Consider the following 16,540-nt stretch of genomic DNA (forward strand, 5'->3'; position numbering starts at 1 on the left):
GTCGGCCTGCATGTCACCGCCGCAGAAACCGACGCCCTCGAAACCTTCATGGCCAAAACCGTCCTGCGCCGAGCGCAATAGCAGGTGGCGGCTGGCCGTGAGGCCAGCCCATTCAGTGGCGTGTAAGCGGTTGTGAATGCGCGTTTTATTTTCACTTTACATTCCTTGCCTTCGCGTTTGGTTTCGGTTATCGTTTCATCAACGACAAATGATCGCTTAGACAGCGGCTGTATCCGGTGGAACGCTAGAGTTGGGGTGGCACGTGCAAGCACGTCCTTACGGGCTCATTGTTTTCGGAGTTGATCTCGACGGCTGCGGCGTTGCCCAGCCCGCCGTGGACACGGCGTTTTGCGGGGTATCCGATAGCAGGATCTGGCGTTTCTCCGATCGCGAGCCTGCCGGACCAGCGTGCACGCCGTCACTTCTTTTGAGCATGGCCGCCAGTCCAAAACGCGCCGCTTGCCGCGGCGCAATGGCTGTTCAAAACCTTGTTTTCAATTCACCATCCGACATCCAAACCAAGGGGATCGCAATCCGTCTGGGGAGCCGGGAGGCTTGCGGTTGCGATCTCTGGCCGAGCCGAAACACCACACCGAACGCAAGAGAAGAAACAGGAGGAAAGTATGACGAAATATGTTGGATCCATTGATCAGGGCACAACCAGTTCCCGCTTCATCATCTTTGATCGAAAGGGTACTGTTATTGCCGTCGATCAAAAGGAACACGAGCAGATATTTCCCAAACCCGGCTGGGTTGAACACAACGCGATCGAGATCTGGCGCAACACGATGAGCGTCGTTGCCGGTGCGCTCAAGAAAGCCAAGCTTTCCGCATCGGATCTGGTCTCGGTCGGTATCACCAACCAGCGCGAAACAAGTGTTCTCTGGGACAAGAAGACAGGCGCGCCGCTGCACAATGCCGTGGTCTGGATGGATACCCGTACGGACCAGCTCGTCGGCCGCTACGCGAAGGACGGCGGCAAGGATCGGCTGCGCGAAAAGACAGGTCTGCCGCTTGCGACCTATTTTTCCGGATTGAAGCTGCATTGGCTTCTCGACAACGTGCCCGGCGCGCGCGCCAAGGCTGAGGCAGGAGAGGTGCTTTTCGGCAATATCGATACCTGGCTGGTCTGGAACCTCACCGGCGGCGCCGATGGCGGCATTCACATCACGGATGTGACGAATGCCTCCCGTACGCAGCTGATGAACCTCAAGACCCTGGATTGGGATGACGAGATTCTCAAGCTCTTCAACATTCCGCGCGCCTGCCTGCCGACCATCCGCTCTTCGAGTGAAGTCTATGGCGAGATCAAGGCTGCGCCGCTCCAGGGCGTGCCCGTCGCCGGCATTCTCGGCGATCAGCAGGCGGCATTGTTCGGCCAGGCATGCCTCAATCCGGGTGAAGCCAAGAATACCTATGGTACCGGCTGCTTCATGCTGATGAATACGGGTGAAAAGCTCGTTCCATCGACCTTCGGCCTGCTGACGACGGTCGGCTACAAGCTCGGGGACAAGAAGGCGGTTTATGCCCTCGAAGGTTCCATCGCCATCACCGGCGCCCTCGTGCAATGGCTGCGTGACAACCTCGGCATCATTCAGACAAGCCCCGACGTCGAAGCTTTGGCCCGGACGGTGGAAGACAATGGCGACGTATATTTTGTCCCGGCGTTTTCCGGTCTTTATGCGCCGCATTGGAAGGACAGCGCCCGCGGCGTCATTGCCGGCCTGACACGTTTTGCCAACAAGGGACACATTGCCCGTGCGGCGCTCGAGGCCAGCGCCTACCAGGTGCGCGAAGTGCTCGACGCCATGGTCAAGGACTCCAAGGTCGAGATCAAGGAACTGCGCACGGATGGCGGCATGACCGTCAATGAATTGCTGATGCAGTTCCAGTCGGACATTCTCGACGTGCCGGTCGTGCGCCCGAAGGTCATCGAGACCACGGCTTTGGGTGCGGCCTACGCGGCCGGTCTCGCCGTCGGTTACTGGAAATCCACCAATGACATCGTGGAAAACTGGGGTGTCGACAAGCGTTGGCATCCGGCCATGTCAAAGGCCGAGCGTACCAAGCTCTTTGCTGCCTGGAACAAGGCTGTAACCCGTTCGCTTGACTGGGTGGATTAATACATCGTCAATTGGGGGAGCTGCGCTCGTCGCAGCTCCCTTTGTTCCGTTCATCATCATTTTTAGGAGGAGGAGACTATGCATACACCATTTATCGGTGAACTATTGGGGACGATGATGCTCATCATTCTCGGCGACGGCGTCGTTGCCGGTGTTTTGCTGCAGGGTTCGAAGGCGCAGAATGCGGGCTGGGTGGCAATCACCGCTGGCTGGGCATTTGCGGTGCTCGCGGGCGTGTTTGTCGCCACATCGACAGGCAGCCCCGACGCGCACATCAATCCGGCAGTGACAATCGGTTTTGCTGTTGTATCGGGCGATTATTCGAAGATCGCGTCCTATATTCCGGCGCAGCTGATTGGTGCTTTCCTCGGCGGGGTCATCGTCTGGCTGCAATATCTGCCGCATTGGGCGAAAACATCGGACGCCGGCCTGAAACTTGCAGTTTTCTGCACGGGACCGGCCATTCGGAATACGGGGGCAAACCTTATCAGTGAAATCATCGGCACCTTCGTGCTGGTCTTCGTCATTGCCGCCATCTTCTCGAAAGCGGTTGCAGGCGCCGGCATCACCCCGGCCATCGGACCTTACATGGTTGCCATGCTGGTCTGGGCCATCGGCCTGTCGCTCGGCGGAACCACCGGTTACGCCATCAATCCGGCCCGCGATCTTGGACCGCGTATTGCCCACGCCGTGCTGCCGATCTCCGGCAAGGGCGGCTCCGATTGGGGCTATTCGTGGATTCCGGTGGTCGGTCCTATCGTTGGTGCTATCATTGCTGCGTTCTTCATCAAGGCCCTGATTTAACCCAAGGAGGCTGGCATGAAAAAGCTGATCAACGCTCCCGACGCTGTCGTGGAGGAAGCTCTGGACGGCATGACTGCCGCCCATGGCGATCTGATCCGAGTCCACCGCAACCCCAATTTCATCACGCGGGCCGATGCGCCCGTTCGGGGAAAAACCGCCCTCCTTTCGGGGGGCGGCAGCGGTCATGAACCCATGCATGGCGGCTTTGTCGGCCGGGGCATGCTCGATGCAGCGTGTCCGGGAGCGGTCTTCACCAGCCCGACCCCGGACCAGATGCTGGAAGCATCAAAGGCGGTCAACGGCGGCGCAGGCATTCTTCACATCGTCAAGAACTACACCGGCGATGTGATGAATTTCGAAATGGCCGCCGATCTTGCCCGGGCTGAAGGCATCGATGTCGAGAGTGTTGTCATCGACGATGACGTGGCGGTGAAGGACTCGACATGGACCGCCGGCCGGCGCGGCGTTGCCACGACGGTTCTGGCGGAAAAGATATGCGGCGGTGCCGCAGAAGCCAGGATGCCGCTCGCACCGGTGGCCGATCTTTGCCGCAGGGTCAATGCCAACGGCCGCTCCATGGGCATGGCATTGTCGGCCTGCACCGTGCCGCATGCGGGCAAGCCATCCTTCATCCTGCAGGAGGATGAGATGGAAATCGGTATCGGCATTCATGGCGAGCCGGGCCGGCACCGGGTGAAGCTGGAGAGTGCGGATCGCGTGGCGGAAATGCTGCTCGAGCCCATTCTCGAGGACCTGCCTTTCAAGAGCGGCGACAATGTGCTTCTCTTCGTCAATGGCATGGGGGGAACGCCGCAGATCGAACTGTATATCGTCTATCGCAAGGCATATGAGATCGCGGCGAAACACGGGCTGAAAGTCGTCCGCAATCTTGTCGGGTCCTATGTCACCAGTCTGGAAATGGCGGGATGCTCGATCACCCTGCTGAAGCTGGACGATGAAATGGTGAAGTTCTGGGACGCTCCGGTGGTCACGCCATCGCTGCGCTGGGGCGCCTGACATGATCGGCTGAAGCCCTCTGTCCGGGCTTCGGCCAAGCTGTGAAATCAAGTCCCATCCCGTTCGCGGGGTGGGACCATTGTTGTCAAAATCTATCCGGGAGATACTCAAATGGATGTGCTGTCCGTCGCAACGCTTGTCACGTGGATCAACCGTGCTGCCGATGTCTATGAGCGTGAAAAGGCCTATCTGACGGAACTCGATGCGCCGATTGGCGATAGCGATCACGGTGAGAACATGGCCCGCGGCTTCCTCGCGGTCAAAGCCAAACTGGCGGATCAGTCATTCCCGGATGCCGCTGCGGTCTTCAAGACGGCGGCGATGACATTGCTCTCGACCGTAGGCGGCGCCAGCGGTCCGCTCTATTCGACATTTTTTCTCAGCGCTGCGGTGAAGGCGACGGGCAAGGCTGATCTCACCCTTGCCGACTGGACGGCCTGCCTGGAAGCCGCCCTTGCCGGCATCGTACAGCGCGGCAAGGCGGCGCTGGGCGACAAGACCATGATCGATGCGCTGTCTCCTGCCGCCGATGCGCTGAAGCAGGCCGCCGGCAAGCCGCTCGCCGAAGCGCTGGCCCTGAGCGCGGCGGCAGCCGAAACCGGCATGAAGGCAACCATTCCGCTCGTGGCACACAAGGGCCGAGCGAGTTATCTCGGAGACCGCAGCGTGGGGCATCAGGATCCCGGCGCGACGTCCACCCATTACCTGCTTAAAGCACTCGCTGATGTTGCCGCAGCATGAGCGGCGCGTCTGATCACGTCGCGCTCATCCTCGTTTCGCATTCCCGCATGCTTGCCGAGGGTGTCGCCGCGCTGGCGCGGCAGATGACCGGGGATACGGTCACGATCATCTGCGCCGCCGGAATGGGTGACAATGGTGACGAGATCGGCACCGACGCCATGCGAATTCTCGAAGCCTTGACCGAGGCGGACCATCCGGCAGGCTGTCTCGTGCTCATGGATCTCGGCAGCGCACTTCTGTCGGCGGAGATGGCGCTGGACCTGACCGAGGGCGACCAGCGCACGCGTGTGATTTTATCGGCGGCGCCGTTTGTCGAAGGTGCCATCGCGGCTGCGGTGGCAGCAGGGCAGGGCCTGCCGCGCGCGGAGGTCGAACGTCAGGCGGTGCAGGCGCTGCGGCCCAAGATCGAGCAGCTGGGCGGTGAGGTGTCGTCCGCGCCGGAGGCCGCACCGGCAGATACCGGCGCGCCCGATGCCACGGCGGAGGCGGTCATTCCGGATCCGCATGGTCTGCATGCTCGCCCCGCCGCGCAGGTTGCGGCACTGGCTGCAAAATTCAAATCGCAGATCGGCATTGCCCGGGCGGACGGCAACAAATCAGCCGCTTCGGCGGTCAGCATGATCGACCTCATGACGCTTGGCGTGCGGCAAGGCGATCGCCTCATCATCACGGCGAGCGGTGCGGATGCACAAGAGGCCGTATCCGCCATGCGCGACCTGATCCAGAGCCTGGCAGGCAAGGCCGACCCTGCAGCAGCACCGGCGCAAGTCGTTGCAAAAGGCAATGCGACACCCGTTTCTCCGGGGATCGCCGTTGGACCGCTGACTGTTCTCAAGCGCCCCGTGCTCGAGGTGTCGAACGCATCCATTGCCGATCCGCAGGCCGAAATTGCCCGTCTGGATGCTGTCATTGCTTCCGTCGGCGAAACCCTGGGCAAGACGCATGGCATGGCGGGAGACATCGCGGCTGTTCAAATCGGACTTCTGGCCGAGCCTGGACTCATTCCCGCGGCCCGGACCAAAATCACCGATGAAAAATTGAATGCAACCGCGGCGGTTTCGGCGGTCTTTGACAAGGCGGCACTGGCATATCGCAGCCTTGAGGATGCCTATCTGCGTGCGCGCGAAGCCGATCTGCTCGATCTGCGCGATACAATTATCGCGGCGTTGCTCGGCCGTGCGGCGTTTGAACTGCCGGCCGGGCCGCCAGCCATCCTGCTTGCGGACGAGTTGCCGCCGTCCGTAGCCCTTGTTCTCGATCCCGCTCAGGTTCTGGGTGTGATCGAGCGGCGCGGCGGCGCGACATCGCATGCGGCAATCCTGTTGCGCGGAGCCGGTATTCCGGCCATCGCCAATGCCGGGGCACTTGTTCCGGCGGATGCGGCAACCGTTGCATTCGATGGCGCCACCGGTGCTGTTCTGTTCGATCCGACACCCGAACAAAGCGCACCGTTCGTCAAGGCGCGCGATGAAGAAAAGCTGGATGCTTCCGGCTCCCCCCTGATTGACGGCAGCATCGAAATGCGGGACGGGCGCCGAATTGAGCTGTGGGCCAATGTTGTCGGCGTTGGCGATGCCAAGGCTGCAGTGAAGGCCGGTGCGTTGGGCATCGGTCTGCTGCGCACGGAGATGATGTTCCTGGACCGGCAGGAGGCCCCCGGTGAAATCGAGCAGATGCGCGAACTCAAAGCGATCTTCGACGTATTCGCGGGCAAGCCGATTGTCGTGCGCACGCTGGACGCCGGAGGGGACAAGCCGGTTCCCTATATGAACATGCCCGAAGAGGCCAATCCGTTCCTCGGTGTGCGTGGCCTGCGTCTTTCCCTCGCGGAACCGGCAATCTTCCAGACGCAGCTGCGTGCGATCCTGCGCGCTGCCGCCGGGCACGATGTGCGGATCATGCTGCCCATGGTGACGCAGGTCGACGAACTGCACGCGGCGCGCCGCGCACTGGACGAGGCACATGTGGCGCTCGATGCTGCAAAAATCGATCATCGCTGGCCGATTGATCTCGGCATCATGGTTGAGGTGCCGGCTGCCGCGCTGACGGCGAAACAGTTTGCGCATGCGGCGGATTTCTTTTCCATCGGCACCAACGATCTGACCCAGTACACCCTTGCAGCGGAACGGGGCAATCCACGGCTTGGCACCTTTGCCGATGCGGCCCATCCGGCCGTGCTTTCGCTCATCCGCGATATTGTCGAAGCGGCGGGAGCGACCAATATTCCGGTTTCCGTCTGCGGTGAAGCCGCAGGCGATCCCGATGCAGCCCTTCTTCTTGTTGCGTCCGGCGTGACCAAGCTCAGCATGGGGGCGGCATCCCTGCCGCGTGTGGCAAAGCGATTGCGCGGAACAGAGGCAAACCTGCGGGGTCTGCGGGACCGCTGGCAGGATGCTGCTTCAGCGGCCGATGTGCGGCAGATCCTTTCGGATGGCGAAACCGGCGATCAGCGTTCGACGAAACGGGCTTGAACCATTCAGTGATGCCCGCCTGAAGCCTGGCTCGTTTCAGGTTTCCGGATGAAGAACGCTGCGACAACGGCACCCAGCGAGATAATCGCTCCGCAGAGAAAAGCGGTTTTGATGCCGCTGGTGGTGGCGGTCAGAATATCGGCCCCGCCCGCAGCAAGGCTCGCCGAACGCAAGGTCATGATGGCGACAAACAGCGCCGTTCCCGCCGCGCCGGCCACCTGCTGGGTGGTGCCGATCATGGCGCTGCCATGGGAATAAAGCTGTGGCGGCAATGAACCGAGGCTGACCGTGAACAGCGGCGTGAACATGAGCGCGAGGCCGATGCTCAGCACGATATGCGCAATCAAAAGGACCCAGAAGGGCGTGTCCTGCTGCACGAAGACCAGACCCCACAGCACCAGGCTCAAGACGATGGCGCCGGGGATGATCAGCGGTTTCGGTCCGTACTTGTCGAAGAGGCTGCCGACAGTGGGCGCGCAAAGACCCATGATCAAGCCGCCCGGCAACATCAGCAATCCGGTCTCCAGCGTGGAAAGCCCAAGGACGTTCTGCAGATAGAGCGGCAGCAGGATGAAAACGCCGAACATCGACATCATCAGGATCGCCATCATCGCGGTCGAAATCGCGAATGTCGGTATGGTCAATGTGCGCAGGTCGAGCAGGGCCCGCTCCTGCTTTTGCAGCTGCAGCTGGCGCAGGACGAAAACTGCGATGACCACCGCTCCCAGCACGAGCGGGAACCAGGGCGATACGGCCGGGGTATGGATGGCGGCTTCACCCAAACCGCTGAGGCCATAGACGAAACTGCCGAAGCCGATGGCCGAGAGAAAGATGGAGAGGATATCGATCGGCGCCTTGATCGGAATCGTTACATTGCGCATGCGCAGGGTGCCGAGGGCCAGCGCCAGCAGCGAGATCGGCAGGACCAGCAGAAACAGCCAGCGCCAGTCGAGCGCGGAAAGGATCAGCCCGGAAATGGTCGGTCCGATGGCCGGGGCCACGGAAATGACAATGGAGATGTTGCCCATGGTCTTGCCTCGCGTTTCCGGCGGCACGAGATTCATGATCGTGGTCATGAGCAATGGCATCATCACCGCGGTGCCGGACGCCTGGACGATCCGTCCGACGACCAGCTCGGGGAAACCCGGCGCCAGCGCGCATACCAATGTGCCGGTGCTGAACAGCGACATGGCCAGAATGAACACCTGCCGCGTATGCAGCCGCTGCAGCAGAAAGCCGGTGATCGGGATCACCACGGCCATGGTCAGCATGAACGCCGTGGTCAGCCACTGGGCAGCACTCGCGGTTATCTTCAGGTCCGCCATCAAATGCGGCAGCGCCACGCCCATGATGGTTTCATTGAGAATGACGACAAATGCCGACACCAGGAGCAAGGCAATGACAAGCCTGTTGCGGGCGCTATGGTCTTGCGCGGGAGACGCAGACGACGTCCCATCGGCATAGGTCGGTGTATCATGGGTCATGGAGCTGCCTTGATTTGATATGGAATCTGGGTAGGCCCGGTTTGTCCGGCAACAGAAGCGCTTGATGCGTCTCATCTGTGATGACGAACCATCACGGGAGATTTCGACGGGTGCGATGGATTATTGTGAAATGTACATCGGCAAAGCGAGGCTCAGCATTGAACGAGGCATCGGAACAAATTCCTTGCGGACTCAAACGCGACTCATGGGAACAAGCATTCTCATTTGATTGCCCATAATGCAATAGAACGAATTCTGACAGACATAAATATTTGATATCATATTCCCGAACCAGCCGCTTCGCGCCTCCGGCGGATATGTGTGTCTTCATGTGCGGCTTTAGGAATTGATTTTCACCAATGAAATTGAAATTATAGCGATATATTAAATAGATGTCGCATTTTCATGATAAATTAAATAATGAAACCGTGCGCTTACCAATGTAAGCGCACGGTTCGCGTTTGTGCTGGAACCAACTATTTTGCGAGTTTATCCCAGCCATCGGCAATCGCCTTGATCGCGCCGGAGAAGCTGGTCAAATTGGTTGGAAAACGCACTTTCTCATAGGCGCTGGCCGGCAGCATCTTCGTCTTCACGTCGTCTGGCAGCGCGATGTCCCGGGTCGGATGGGCATAGCCCTGGGCGAGGAGCAGCTGTCCTTCATCGGAGAACAGATAGTCGATGGCAACCTTTGCCGCGTTCGGGTGCGGCGCGACCGAACTGATGTACTGGGCAAACAGCATTCCAACGGTACCGTCGGCGGGAATGATGACCTTGAGCGGCAAGCCGGTCGCATCGCGCTTGGCAAAGCCGTCGAAGTCGTAGACCAGGGAAATCGGGCATTCGCCCTTTTGCACGGAGCCAACATTCAGGACAACGCCGTTGCGCAGGTTGCCACTGTCGCGCAGTGTTTTGAACCAGTCGAGGCCGGGCTGCACATTGGCCTCGCTGCCGCCATTGGCATAGGCTGCGGCAAGGACGGAGGCTGTTGCGTAGGTCGAGATGCGCGGATCGCGGCTGCAGACCATGTCTTTGTATTGCGGCTTGAGCAGGTCATTCCAGGTCTGCGGCAGCTCCTTCACCTTGTCCGTGTTGACGAGGAAAGCGATGGCGCCCCAATAGGATGCGGCCCAACGGCCTTCGGGGTCCTTGTATTGCGGCTTTATGCTGTCCCACGAGGTATTCTTGTAACTGGCTGCCAGGCCGTTCTCCAGCAGACGCGCGGTGAAATCGTAGCCGATATCGGCAATATCCATGACCGGTGCATCCTTCTCCGCGAGAAGGTGCGTTATCTGTTCCGCCGATGTCATGTCGGTATCGACATGCTTGAGCGCGTATTTGCTTTCAATATTGGCGAAGATGGTACCGAGATTGACCCAGTCGTCCGACATGCCATAGCTGACATATTGGCCTTCCTTCTTGGCGGCGGCGAGCTTGTCGTCGGCCATCGCCGGCAGAAGCTGGGCGTTGAAGACGGCAGCGCCGATGATCATGGTAACGAGTTTCTTGGTCATGGTTTTCTCCAGAGGCGGGTTTGTTCGATACACGCCGCTCCCGCTTGCGGCGTGCATGTCGGTGTTTGCGTTCAGTGCGGGGTATCGGCTCTCGCGTTCTGGCGAACCCGTGTTGCACTCCACAGGATGGCAAGCGAAATGAGCCAGGCGAATGCAAAGCTCATGAAGGCAAGGGCGCTTGCCTGCCGGGCATCGGAACGCGTGAATTCGACGAGATAGATCGGAAAGGTCTTGAAGCGCGTGCCGGTCAGCAGATTGGCAAGGACGAACTCGGCGAAGGCCGTGGAAAAGACCAGCAGGCTGCCGTTGACAATGCCAGGCGCGATGTTGGGCACGATAACCCGCAGCAAAACCTGCGCGGGGTTGGCACCAAGGCTTTGGGCCGCCTCTGAAAGCCTGTTCGTGTCCACGCTTTCAAGGGCATTCATCACCGCGCGGTACATGAACGGCAGCGTGATGATGACATAGGCCGCGATCAGAAGATTGGGCGTGTTGATGAGGGGGAGCGGCAGCTTTGAATAGAGGCGGATGAGAGCAAGCGCCAGCACCACCCCCGACAGGGAAAAGGGTACGAGCGACAAAAATTCGAGCCATGGCTTGGCCCGCGGCATGCGCGCATGGACCAGATAGGCCGCTGGCACCACAAGGATCAGCGAAACCAGGACGGACAGTGCGGAAAGCCAGAGCGAATTCAACAGCGTATCGAGGAACGCCGAGCGCGATGAAACCTTGATCCACCAGTTCAGCGTCAGTCCTTCCGGCCACAGGGTCCGGTCCCAGCGGGTTGCGACGGAAAACAGTGCCGTTGCGATGACCGGGACGACCATGAACGCGATGAAGGAACCGATGACCGGCGCCCGCCATGTGAGGGATTTCATGGTCATGCGGCGTGCCTCATGCGGCGCATGAAATGCTGATAGGCAACGAGGCAGCTTCCCATGACAAGCAGCGAAAGAACCGCAAGCGCATCAGCCAGTGCCGGGTCAAGCTTCACCTCGCCGCGCACGAGGGCGGCGATCTGCACAGGGATGATATTGACGTCGGAACCGGTAAGGGTCCACGCGGTCGCATAGGCGCCGAAGGCATTGGCGAACAACAGGAAAAAACTTGCCAGCATGGCCGGCGCGAGAATGGGCAGTCCGATGCCGGTCCAATATTGCAGGCCGGAAGCGCCGAGGCATTCCGCTGCTTCCCGCCACTCCCGTCGCAGCCCCTTCAGCGCGGGGATGACGAGCAAAATGGCCAGTGGCAGCTGGAAATAGAGGTAAGCAATACCCAGGCCGCTGATCGAATAGATCCGGAAACCGGGATAGAGGTCGATACCGGCATAGCCCAGGAGGATCGTGATGAAGCCGGTTGAGCCAAGCGTGATGACAAAGGCAAAGGCAAGCGGGGCACCGCCGAAGTTTGCCGTGACATTGGCAAGGGCGGTCAGCGACAGCCGGACGGTGGCGTTGGAGGATGTGGCAATGGCATAGGCGATGATCGTCCCCAAAAGAGTCCCGCCCAGGGCCGTTGCGAGCGACAATTGCAGGCTGTTGGCGAAGGCTGTGGCGATGGATGGCGTCAATGCCCGCGCAAAATTGCCCAGCAGCAAGCCGTCCGGCCCGCTCAAACTCGATTTCACCAGCATGAGGACCGGCAGGATTTCGAAGGCGCTGACGAACGCCAGCAGCGGCAGAAGGCCCAACCAGGTGCGGTTGAGGTTTCCCAACCCAATCCTCTTCACGGCAGCACCACCACCGTGCCGTCACGCGCCACGATGACGTCGCCGTCAAACACGGAACTAACCTGCCGCGCCACTTCGTCGTCATCCGTATCCGGATAGAGATGTGTGAGCAGCACGCGTTTTACCCCGGCAGACGCTGCGAGGCGGCCAACGCCATCGGCCGTGAGATGATCCGCCGTGACAAAACCTGTGGGGAAGGAGCACTCGCAGGCGAAAAGGTCTGCCTTGGGGGCCAGTCCGGCAAGAGCGGCGCTTTCGATTGCATCGCCGGAATAAACAAAGACCCGGTCATTGGCTTCGAGCCGGAATGCCAGGCTGTTGTCCGTATGGCCGGTCAGGGCTGTTTCGATGACGAAGCCGGGAAAATCATGCCGGCCGGCAGTCAATTCGACGATATTCAGTTCGTAGTTTTCCGGCACCGTGCCGTCGAACAGGTTCATGATGCCGGCAACGAAATCGCTCAAACCCTTGCAGCCCATGAGGGTGAGGGGTGTCGTGCGGGTCCATCCGGGTGTGGCATTGAATGCCTGCAGCAAGGCGATGAGATCGAGCACATGGTCGGAATGCAGGTGGGAGATAAAAACCTTGTCGAGGTCGCGGTAGCTGAACCCTGCCGAATGCAGGCGCGCCAGCGTTCCCGCACCCATATCAAACAACAGCCGCTCTTCGGCGATATCAACGAGGTAGCCGGATGGGCTGCGGTTGGCGCAGGGAAGGACGGTGCCTGCTCCGAGTACTGTCACGTGCATGATTCATTCCTGGTAGCATCCTGTCCTTGGCACAAAGAGGTTGCTTGGATAGGATTTGTTTTTTATTACGAAACAGTGTTTACTATTAACACGTGTCTGTTTAATGACAGGTAGGAGGAATTGTGCGCAATGGCTGAAGATCTCTACCGGGTACAGAGCGTGGGACGAGCGCTCGATATCGTCGACAAGATTGCGGGTTCGGGGCGGGAGGGCGCGCGTCTGACTGACCTTGCGCGGGATGTCGGCATCACGAAAGCAGCGGCCTATGCCATTCTGCTGACGCTGAAGGCACGCGGCATCGTGACGGATGTGGGTGAGGGGATGACGCGGCGCTACCTGCTCGGCCTTGCCCTGGTGCGCCTGGGGGATCTGGCCATCAGCGGAACGGGGATCGCCGACGTTGCAATGCCGGTACTGCGCCAGTTGACACAGTCGATAGGCATCACCTCGCGCGTTGCCATCTGGGACGAGGACGCAGCCGTGGTGATCGGCAGGGCCGATGCGCCCGATGCCATTCGATTCGAAGCGGCGCTTGGCCGGCGCGAACGGCCGCATTGTTCGGCAGTCGGCAAGATCTTTCTGGCGGCCATGGCGCGCGAAGATGCGGTGACCATTCTGGAGCGTGTCGGATACCCCGCGCGCACCGCCAAGACGCTCAGCTCGATACCGGCATTGAGCGCCGCGCTCGATCTCGTGACCGAGCGGCATTATGCGATTGATGACGAGGAAGATCACGAAGGCGTGGTCTGCGTCGCTGCCGGTGTCTTCGGACATGATGGAGCGGCCGTGGGGGCGATCAGCGTGACGACTTTGAAACAGCTGCTGCCGGATGCCGCCGTACCGGCGATGGCGCGATCGCTCATCGAACATGCCGACCGTATTGCCGCGGCACTGGGCGGCCTGCCGTCTGCCACGGCCTGGCGCATGAAATCACGGGCAGGCACGGCAAAACCATGAATGTTTCCATGAGCGATGCGGCGCTTTCCGCACGTTACGATTTCGCTGTTTCATTGGCGCAGCAGGCGGGTGCGGTTGCCATGCGCCACTTCCGCAGGGCAGACGGTCTCGGGATCATCGAGAAGGGGCCGCAGGACCTGGTCACCACAGCGGATCACGCAATCGATGCTCTCATCCGCAATGCGATCCAAAGCCGATTTCCGGATGACGGCATTCTGACCGAGGAGTCCGGGGGAGACATCAGCGCGCAGGTGTGGGTTGTCGATCCCATCGACGGCACGGGGAATTTTGCCCGCGGCATCGCCGGCTTTGCCATCTCAATTGCTTTCTGCCTCAATGGCGATACGCGGATCGGCGTGATGTTTGATCCCGTGGCTGAGGAATTGTTCGTTGCGCGCCGTGGCCGTGGGGCGTTCTGCAATGGCGAGCGCATGCGGGTGAGCACAACCGCGACGATGGGGCGGGCGGCGGTTGAAGCGGGCTATTCCAGAAGGACACCGTCAAGCGAATATCTGGCCTTGATGGCGCGTCTGCTCGATGCGGGGTGCGAGTGCGTGCAATTCGGTTCAGCGGCGCGCGGCCTGGCTCAGGTCGCCGCAGGGCGCATTGACGGCTATGTCGAGGCGCATCTCTTTGCCTGGGATGTGCTTGCCGGTTTGCTGCTTGTGGAAGAAGCCGGCGGGTATGCCGATCCGTTTCCCCTTGAAGGCGATGGGCAGAAGGGGCTGCCGGTCCGTGCCTGTACATACGGGCTCGTTGGGCCGTTGGGGGAAGCCATGAATGGCGCCAGCGGCCGCTTGGACAAAATGTCGTAGACGAAATCGTCAAAACATCTTCAATATCATTTTGAAAATGCTGCGCATCCGGTTGATTTACTATGGGCGGAATCGCCGCGTGAGCAGCGCTGATCAACCCATGTGATTTCAATGGGATTCTGCTAGGGATTGGGAGTTTGCTTCAATTGCAAGATGGTTCATAGGAGCGGGTAACACTGGCCCGCGGAATTGCGCATCTGGCGCTCAAACATTATTGGACAAGCTGAGGAGTCTCCTATGTCCCGAAACACCTATTATGCGCCCCAAGGCGGACATCCCTCGCAAAGCCAGCTGCTGACGGGCCGTGCCGTATTCACCGAGGCCTATGCTGTCCTGCCGAAGGGGGTGATGCAGGATATCGTCACCAGTGTTCTGCCGTTCTGGGACAAGACCCGGTGCTGGGTTCTGGCACGACCATTGTCCGGCTTTGCGGAAACCTTCTCGCAGTACATCATGGAAGTCGCACCCGGCGGCGGCAGCGCGCGCCCGGAACTGGACCCGGACGCGGAAGGGGTGCTGTTCATCGTCGAGGGCGCGCTGCAGCTGACGCTTGCCGGCAAGACCCACACCATGCAGCCGGGTGGATATGCGTTTATCCCGCCTGCAGCCGATTGGTCTGTTTTGAATACGACCGATACGTTCGTGCGTTTTCACTGGATACGCAAATCCTACGAGGCCGTCGACGGCATCGACCTGCCCACGCCGCTCGTGCTCAATGAAAACGACATTGCGCCATCGGTCATGCCGGACACGGATGGCAGATGGGCGACCACGCGTTTCGTCGATCCGGCCGATGTGCGGCACGACATGCACGTGACCATTGTCACGCTGCTGCCAGGCGCCGTTATCCCGTTTGCCGAGACGCACGTCATGGAACATGGCCTCTATGTGCTGGAAGGCAAGGCCGTCTATCGTCTCAATCAGGATTGGGTCGAGGTCGAAGCCGGCGACTTCATGTGGCTGCGCGCATTCTGCCCGCAGGCCTGCTATGCCGGTGGCCCGCAGCCTTTCCGCTACCTGCTCTACAAGGATGTCAACCGCCACATGAAACTGACGCTGCATCCCAGGCAGCGCTGAAGCGGATTTGAATGGAGCGGCCGGACACCGGAAAGCGTGTCCGGTTATGGCCGGCGTGAACGGACCGCGGCTGCGGTCGTGACGATAATCAGCGTCGCCAGGCATCCCGCCAGAAACAGATATCCGGCGATGGCCGTATTCACGACAGGCACCCATTTGATGATGGCCGCCGTCGCCGCCACCACGGCACAGGTGGCCGCCGTCAGCTTGGCATCGCCGAGGAACATCTTGTAGAGTTCCGCAAACACTTCCTTCAGAATATTCATCGGGAAATCTCCTGCCGCTTTGCGCTTAGGATGTAGGACATCGCGATTCCCGTCAGCAGGAAGAGGGCGGCGAAGAGCAGCAATGTCAGGTCCTGTCCCGGCCAGGCGATACCCAGGCCTTCTCCGGTCCAGAACACGCCGAAGGAGGACAGCATGACCCCGACGCCGAACTTCATGGTATTTTCCGGAACGCGCGACAGGGGCTTGTGGACAACGGCGCCCACCAGCAAGACGAGTACGCACGCGGCCAGTGCCCCAAGCGCAGCCGGGCCGACGAGGCCGCGACCGGAGCCAACGGCGATCACGATGAACACGACTTCAAGCCCCTCGAGGAGAATGGCCTTGAATGCCGTTATACCGGCGATCCAATCGAGCGAGGTGCCATGCGTCTGTGCCTCCTTGTCGAGATTGGCTTTTTCCGCCTGAAATGCGGCAAGCTCATCGTGCAGGGGAACAATGCCCGCCGACCGGAGGATGGCCTTGCGCAGCCAGCCCATGCCGAACAACAGGAGCAGAACGCCGATGACCAGCTGCAGGCCGTGCAGCGGAACCTGATCGAGCAGCGGTCCCAGACCGGCGACGATGATTGCAAGGACCGCCAGGCCCGCAAGGGTGCCCGCGATGGCGGGGCGCCAGCCCCTGAGGACACCAACCGCCAAAACGATGGTGAACGCTTCAACGACCTCGACAACGGAGGCCAGGAAGGCCGCGCCGATTGCTGGTCCCGCTATGCTCCACGAGATACTGTCCATGATGATGAGTCGCTTGGTTGTATTTACTACATTGCACGTGA

General features: G+C 60.3%; 15 protein-coding genes. 8 read left to right on the plus strand and 7 right to left on the minus strand.

The genetic code is table 11. From position 1 onward, the window contains the following. Positions 1 to 623 precede the first annotated feature (623 nt). The 5 genes from glpK to ptsP all read left to right on the plus strand — a co-directional run bounded on the left by glpK (position 624) and on the right by ptsP (position 7,156). Positions 624 to 2,123 carry a glycerol kinase GlpK gene (gene glpK, locus AC1Q5O_RS15135; RefSeq protein ID WP_346305877.1) on the plus strand — a complete coding sequence of 500 codons (1,500 nt, stop codon included), beginning with the start codon at positions 624 to 626 and terminating at the stop codon, positions 2,121 to 2,123. A 78-nt stretch (positions 2,124 to 2,201) separates the two neighbouring features. After that, on the plus strand, positions 2,202 to 2,927 hold the full coding sequence (locus tag AC1Q5O_RS15140; protein ID WP_223615868.1) for an MIP/aquaporin family protein: 726 nt from the start codon (positions 2,202 to 2,204) through the stop codon (positions 2,925 to 2,927). A gap of 15 nt (positions 2,928 to 2,942) precedes the next feature. Further along, on the plus strand, positions 2,943 to 3,944 hold the full coding sequence (gene dhaK / locus AC1Q5O_RS15145) for a dihydroxyacetone kinase subunit DhaK (RefSeq protein ID WP_223615867.1): 1,002 nt from the start codon (positions 2,943 to 2,945) through the stop codon (positions 3,942 to 3,944). A gap of 111 nt (positions 3,945 to 4,055) precedes the next feature. Further along, positions 4,056 to 4,685: a dihydroxyacetone kinase subunit DhaL gene (dhaL, locus tag AC1Q5O_RS15150; RefSeq protein ID WP_346305878.1), complete on the plus strand. Its 630-nt coding sequence runs from the start codon at positions 4,056 to 4,058 to the stop codon at positions 4,683 to 4,685. Next, positions 4,682 to 7,156: a phosphoenolpyruvate--protein phosphotransferase gene (gene ptsP / locus AC1Q5O_RS15155; RefSeq protein WP_492563966.1), complete on the plus strand. Its 2,475-nt coding sequence runs from the start codon at positions 4,682 to 4,684 to the stop codon at positions 7,154 to 7,156. The genes dhaL and ptsP overlap by 4 nt, the downstream gene beginning before the upstream one ends. Positions 7,157 to 7,161: 5 nt before the next feature. Here the strand turns inward: ptsP and AC1Q5O_RS15160 are convergent, their stop codons facing one another. From AC1Q5O_RS15160 to AC1Q5O_RS15180, 5 genes are all read right to left on the minus strand, one after another. Continuing rightward, on the minus strand, positions 7,162 to 8,640 hold the full coding sequence (locus AC1Q5O_RS15160) for an MDR family MFS transporter (protein WP_492563968.1): 1,479 nt from the start codon (positions 8,638 to 8,640) through the stop codon (positions 7,162 to 7,164). 476 nt (positions 8,641 to 9,116) lie between these two features. Further along, on the minus strand, positions 9,117 to 10,154 hold the full coding sequence (locus tag AC1Q5O_RS15165; protein WP_492563971.1) for an ABC transporter substrate-binding protein: 1,038 nt from the start codon (positions 10,152 to 10,154) through the stop codon (positions 9,117 to 9,119). Between the two features lie 71 nt (positions 10,155 to 10,225). Next, positions 10,226 to 11,038 carry an ABC transporter permease gene (locus tag AC1Q5O_RS15170; RefSeq protein WP_492563973.1) on the minus strand — a complete coding sequence of 271 codons (813 nt, stop codon included), beginning with the start codon at positions 11,036 to 11,038 and terminating at the stop codon, positions 10,226 to 10,228. Further along, positions 11,035 to 11,868 (minus strand): ABC transporter permease, encoded by an 834-nt coding sequence (locus AC1Q5O_RS15175; RefSeq protein WP_492563975.1) that lies wholly within the window; start codon positions 11,866 to 11,868, stop codon positions 11,035 to 11,037. The genes AC1Q5O_RS15170 and AC1Q5O_RS15175 overlap by 4 nt, the downstream gene beginning before the upstream one ends. Positions 11,869 to 11,879: 11 nt before the next feature. Further along, the gene (locus AC1Q5O_RS15180) at positions 11,880 to 12,632 is read right to left on the minus strand and encodes an MBL fold metallo-hydrolase (protein ID WP_492563977.1); all 753 of its coding nucleotides are present in this window, start codon (positions 12,630 to 12,632) and stop codon (positions 11,880 to 11,882) included. Positions 12,633 to 12,761: 129 nt separating this feature from the next. Here AC1Q5O_RS15180 and AC1Q5O_RS15185 point away from each other — a divergent pair, with 129 nt between their 5' ends. The 3 genes from AC1Q5O_RS15185 (at position 12,762) to AC1Q5O_RS15195 (ending at position 15,481) form a co-directional block, all read left to right on the plus strand. Next, on the plus strand, positions 12,762 to 13,589 hold the full coding sequence (locus AC1Q5O_RS15185; protein WP_403181239.1) for an IclR family transcriptional regulator: 828 nt from the start codon (positions 12,762 to 12,764) through the stop codon (positions 13,587 to 13,589). 8 nt (positions 13,590 to 13,597) lie between these two features. Further along, complete coding sequence (locus AC1Q5O_RS15190) at positions 13,598 to 14,404, plus strand: inositol monophosphatase family protein (protein ID WP_492563980.1); 807 nt, start codon at positions 13,598 to 13,600, stop codon at positions 14,402 to 14,404. 237 nt (positions 14,405 to 14,641) lie between these two features. Then, positions 14,642 to 15,481, plus strand: coding sequence for a bifunctional allantoicase/(S)-ureidoglycine aminohydrolase (locus tag AC1Q5O_RS15195; RefSeq protein ID WP_492563982.1), 840 nt, complete (start codon positions 14,642 to 14,644; stop codon positions 15,479 to 15,481). A 44-nt stretch (positions 15,482 to 15,525) separates the two neighbouring features. On the opposite strand, the gene AC1Q5O_RS15200 is transcribed toward AC1Q5O_RS15195, so the two are convergent. Both AC1Q5O_RS15200 and AC1Q5O_RS15205 read right to left on the minus strand, forming a co-directional pair. Beyond that, positions 15,526 to 15,747, minus strand: a complete 222-nt coding sequence (locus AC1Q5O_RS15200) for a hypothetical protein (protein WP_492563984.1) — start codon at positions 15,745 to 15,747, stop codon at positions 15,526 to 15,528. After that, a complete protein-coding gene (locus tag AC1Q5O_RS15205; RefSeq protein WP_288194381.1) occupies positions 15,744 to 16,499 on the minus strand; it encodes a COG4280 domain-containing protein in 756 nt (251 codons plus the stop codon). The genes AC1Q5O_RS15200 and AC1Q5O_RS15205 overlap by 4 nt, the downstream gene beginning before the upstream one ends. Positions 16,500 to 16,540: the final 41 nt, after the last annotated feature.

The sequence above is a fragment of the Phyllobacterium sp. MT110 genome (genome assembly GCF_058792715.1).

Coding starts and splice junctions, on each gene's coding strand:
- AC1Q5O_RS15180 (WP_492563977.1), bottom strand. CDS start 12,632: ATGCACGTGACAGTACTCGGAGCAGGCACCGTCCTTCCCTGCGCCAAC.
- AC1Q5O_RS15200 (WP_492563984.1), bottom strand. CDS start 15,747: ATGAATATTCTGAAGGAAGTGTTTGCGGAACTCTACAAGATGTTCCTC.
- AC1Q5O_RS15160 (WP_492563968.1), bottom strand. CDS start 8,640: ATGACCCATGATACACCGACCTATGCCGATGGGACGTCGTCTGCGTCT.
- AC1Q5O_RS15165 (WP_492563971.1), bottom strand. CDS start 10,154: ATGACCAAGAAACTCGTTACCATGATCATCGGCGCTGCCGTCTTCAAC.
- AC1Q5O_RS15195 (WP_492563982.1), top strand. CDS start 14,642: ATGTCCCGAAACACCTATTATGCGCCCCAAGGCGGACATCCCTCGCAA.
- AC1Q5O_RS15170 (WP_492563973.1), bottom strand. CDS start 11,038: ATGACCATGAAATCCCTCACATGGCGGGCGCCGGTCATCGGTTCCTTC.
- ptsP (WP_492563966.1), top strand. CDS start 4,682: ATGAGCGGCGCGTCTGATCACGTCGCGCTCATCCTCGTTTCGCATTCC.
- dhaL (WP_346305878.1), top strand. CDS start 4,056: ATGGATGTGCTGTCCGTCGCAACGCTTGTCACGTGGATCAACCGTGCT.
- AC1Q5O_RS15185 (WP_403181239.1), top strand. CDS start 12,762: ATGGCTGAAGATCTCTACCGGGTACAGAGCGTGGGACGAGCGCTCGAT.
- AC1Q5O_RS15140 (WP_223615868.1), top strand. CDS start 2,202: ATGCATACACCATTTATCGGTGAACTATTGGGGACGATGATGCTCATC.
- glpK (WP_346305877.1), top strand. CDS start 624: ATGACGAAATATGTTGGATCCATTGATCAGGGCACAACCAGTTCCCGC.
- AC1Q5O_RS15190 (WP_492563980.1), top strand. CDS start 13,598: ATGAGCGATGCGGCGCTTTCCGCACGTTACGATTTCGCTGTTTCATTG.
- AC1Q5O_RS15205 (WP_288194381.1), bottom strand. CDS start 16,499: ATGGACAGTATCTCGTGGAGCATAGCGGGACCAGCAATCGGCGCGGCC.
- dhaK (WP_223615867.1), top strand. CDS start 2,943: ATGAAAAAGCTGATCAACGCTCCCGACGCTGTCGTGGAGGAAGCTCTG.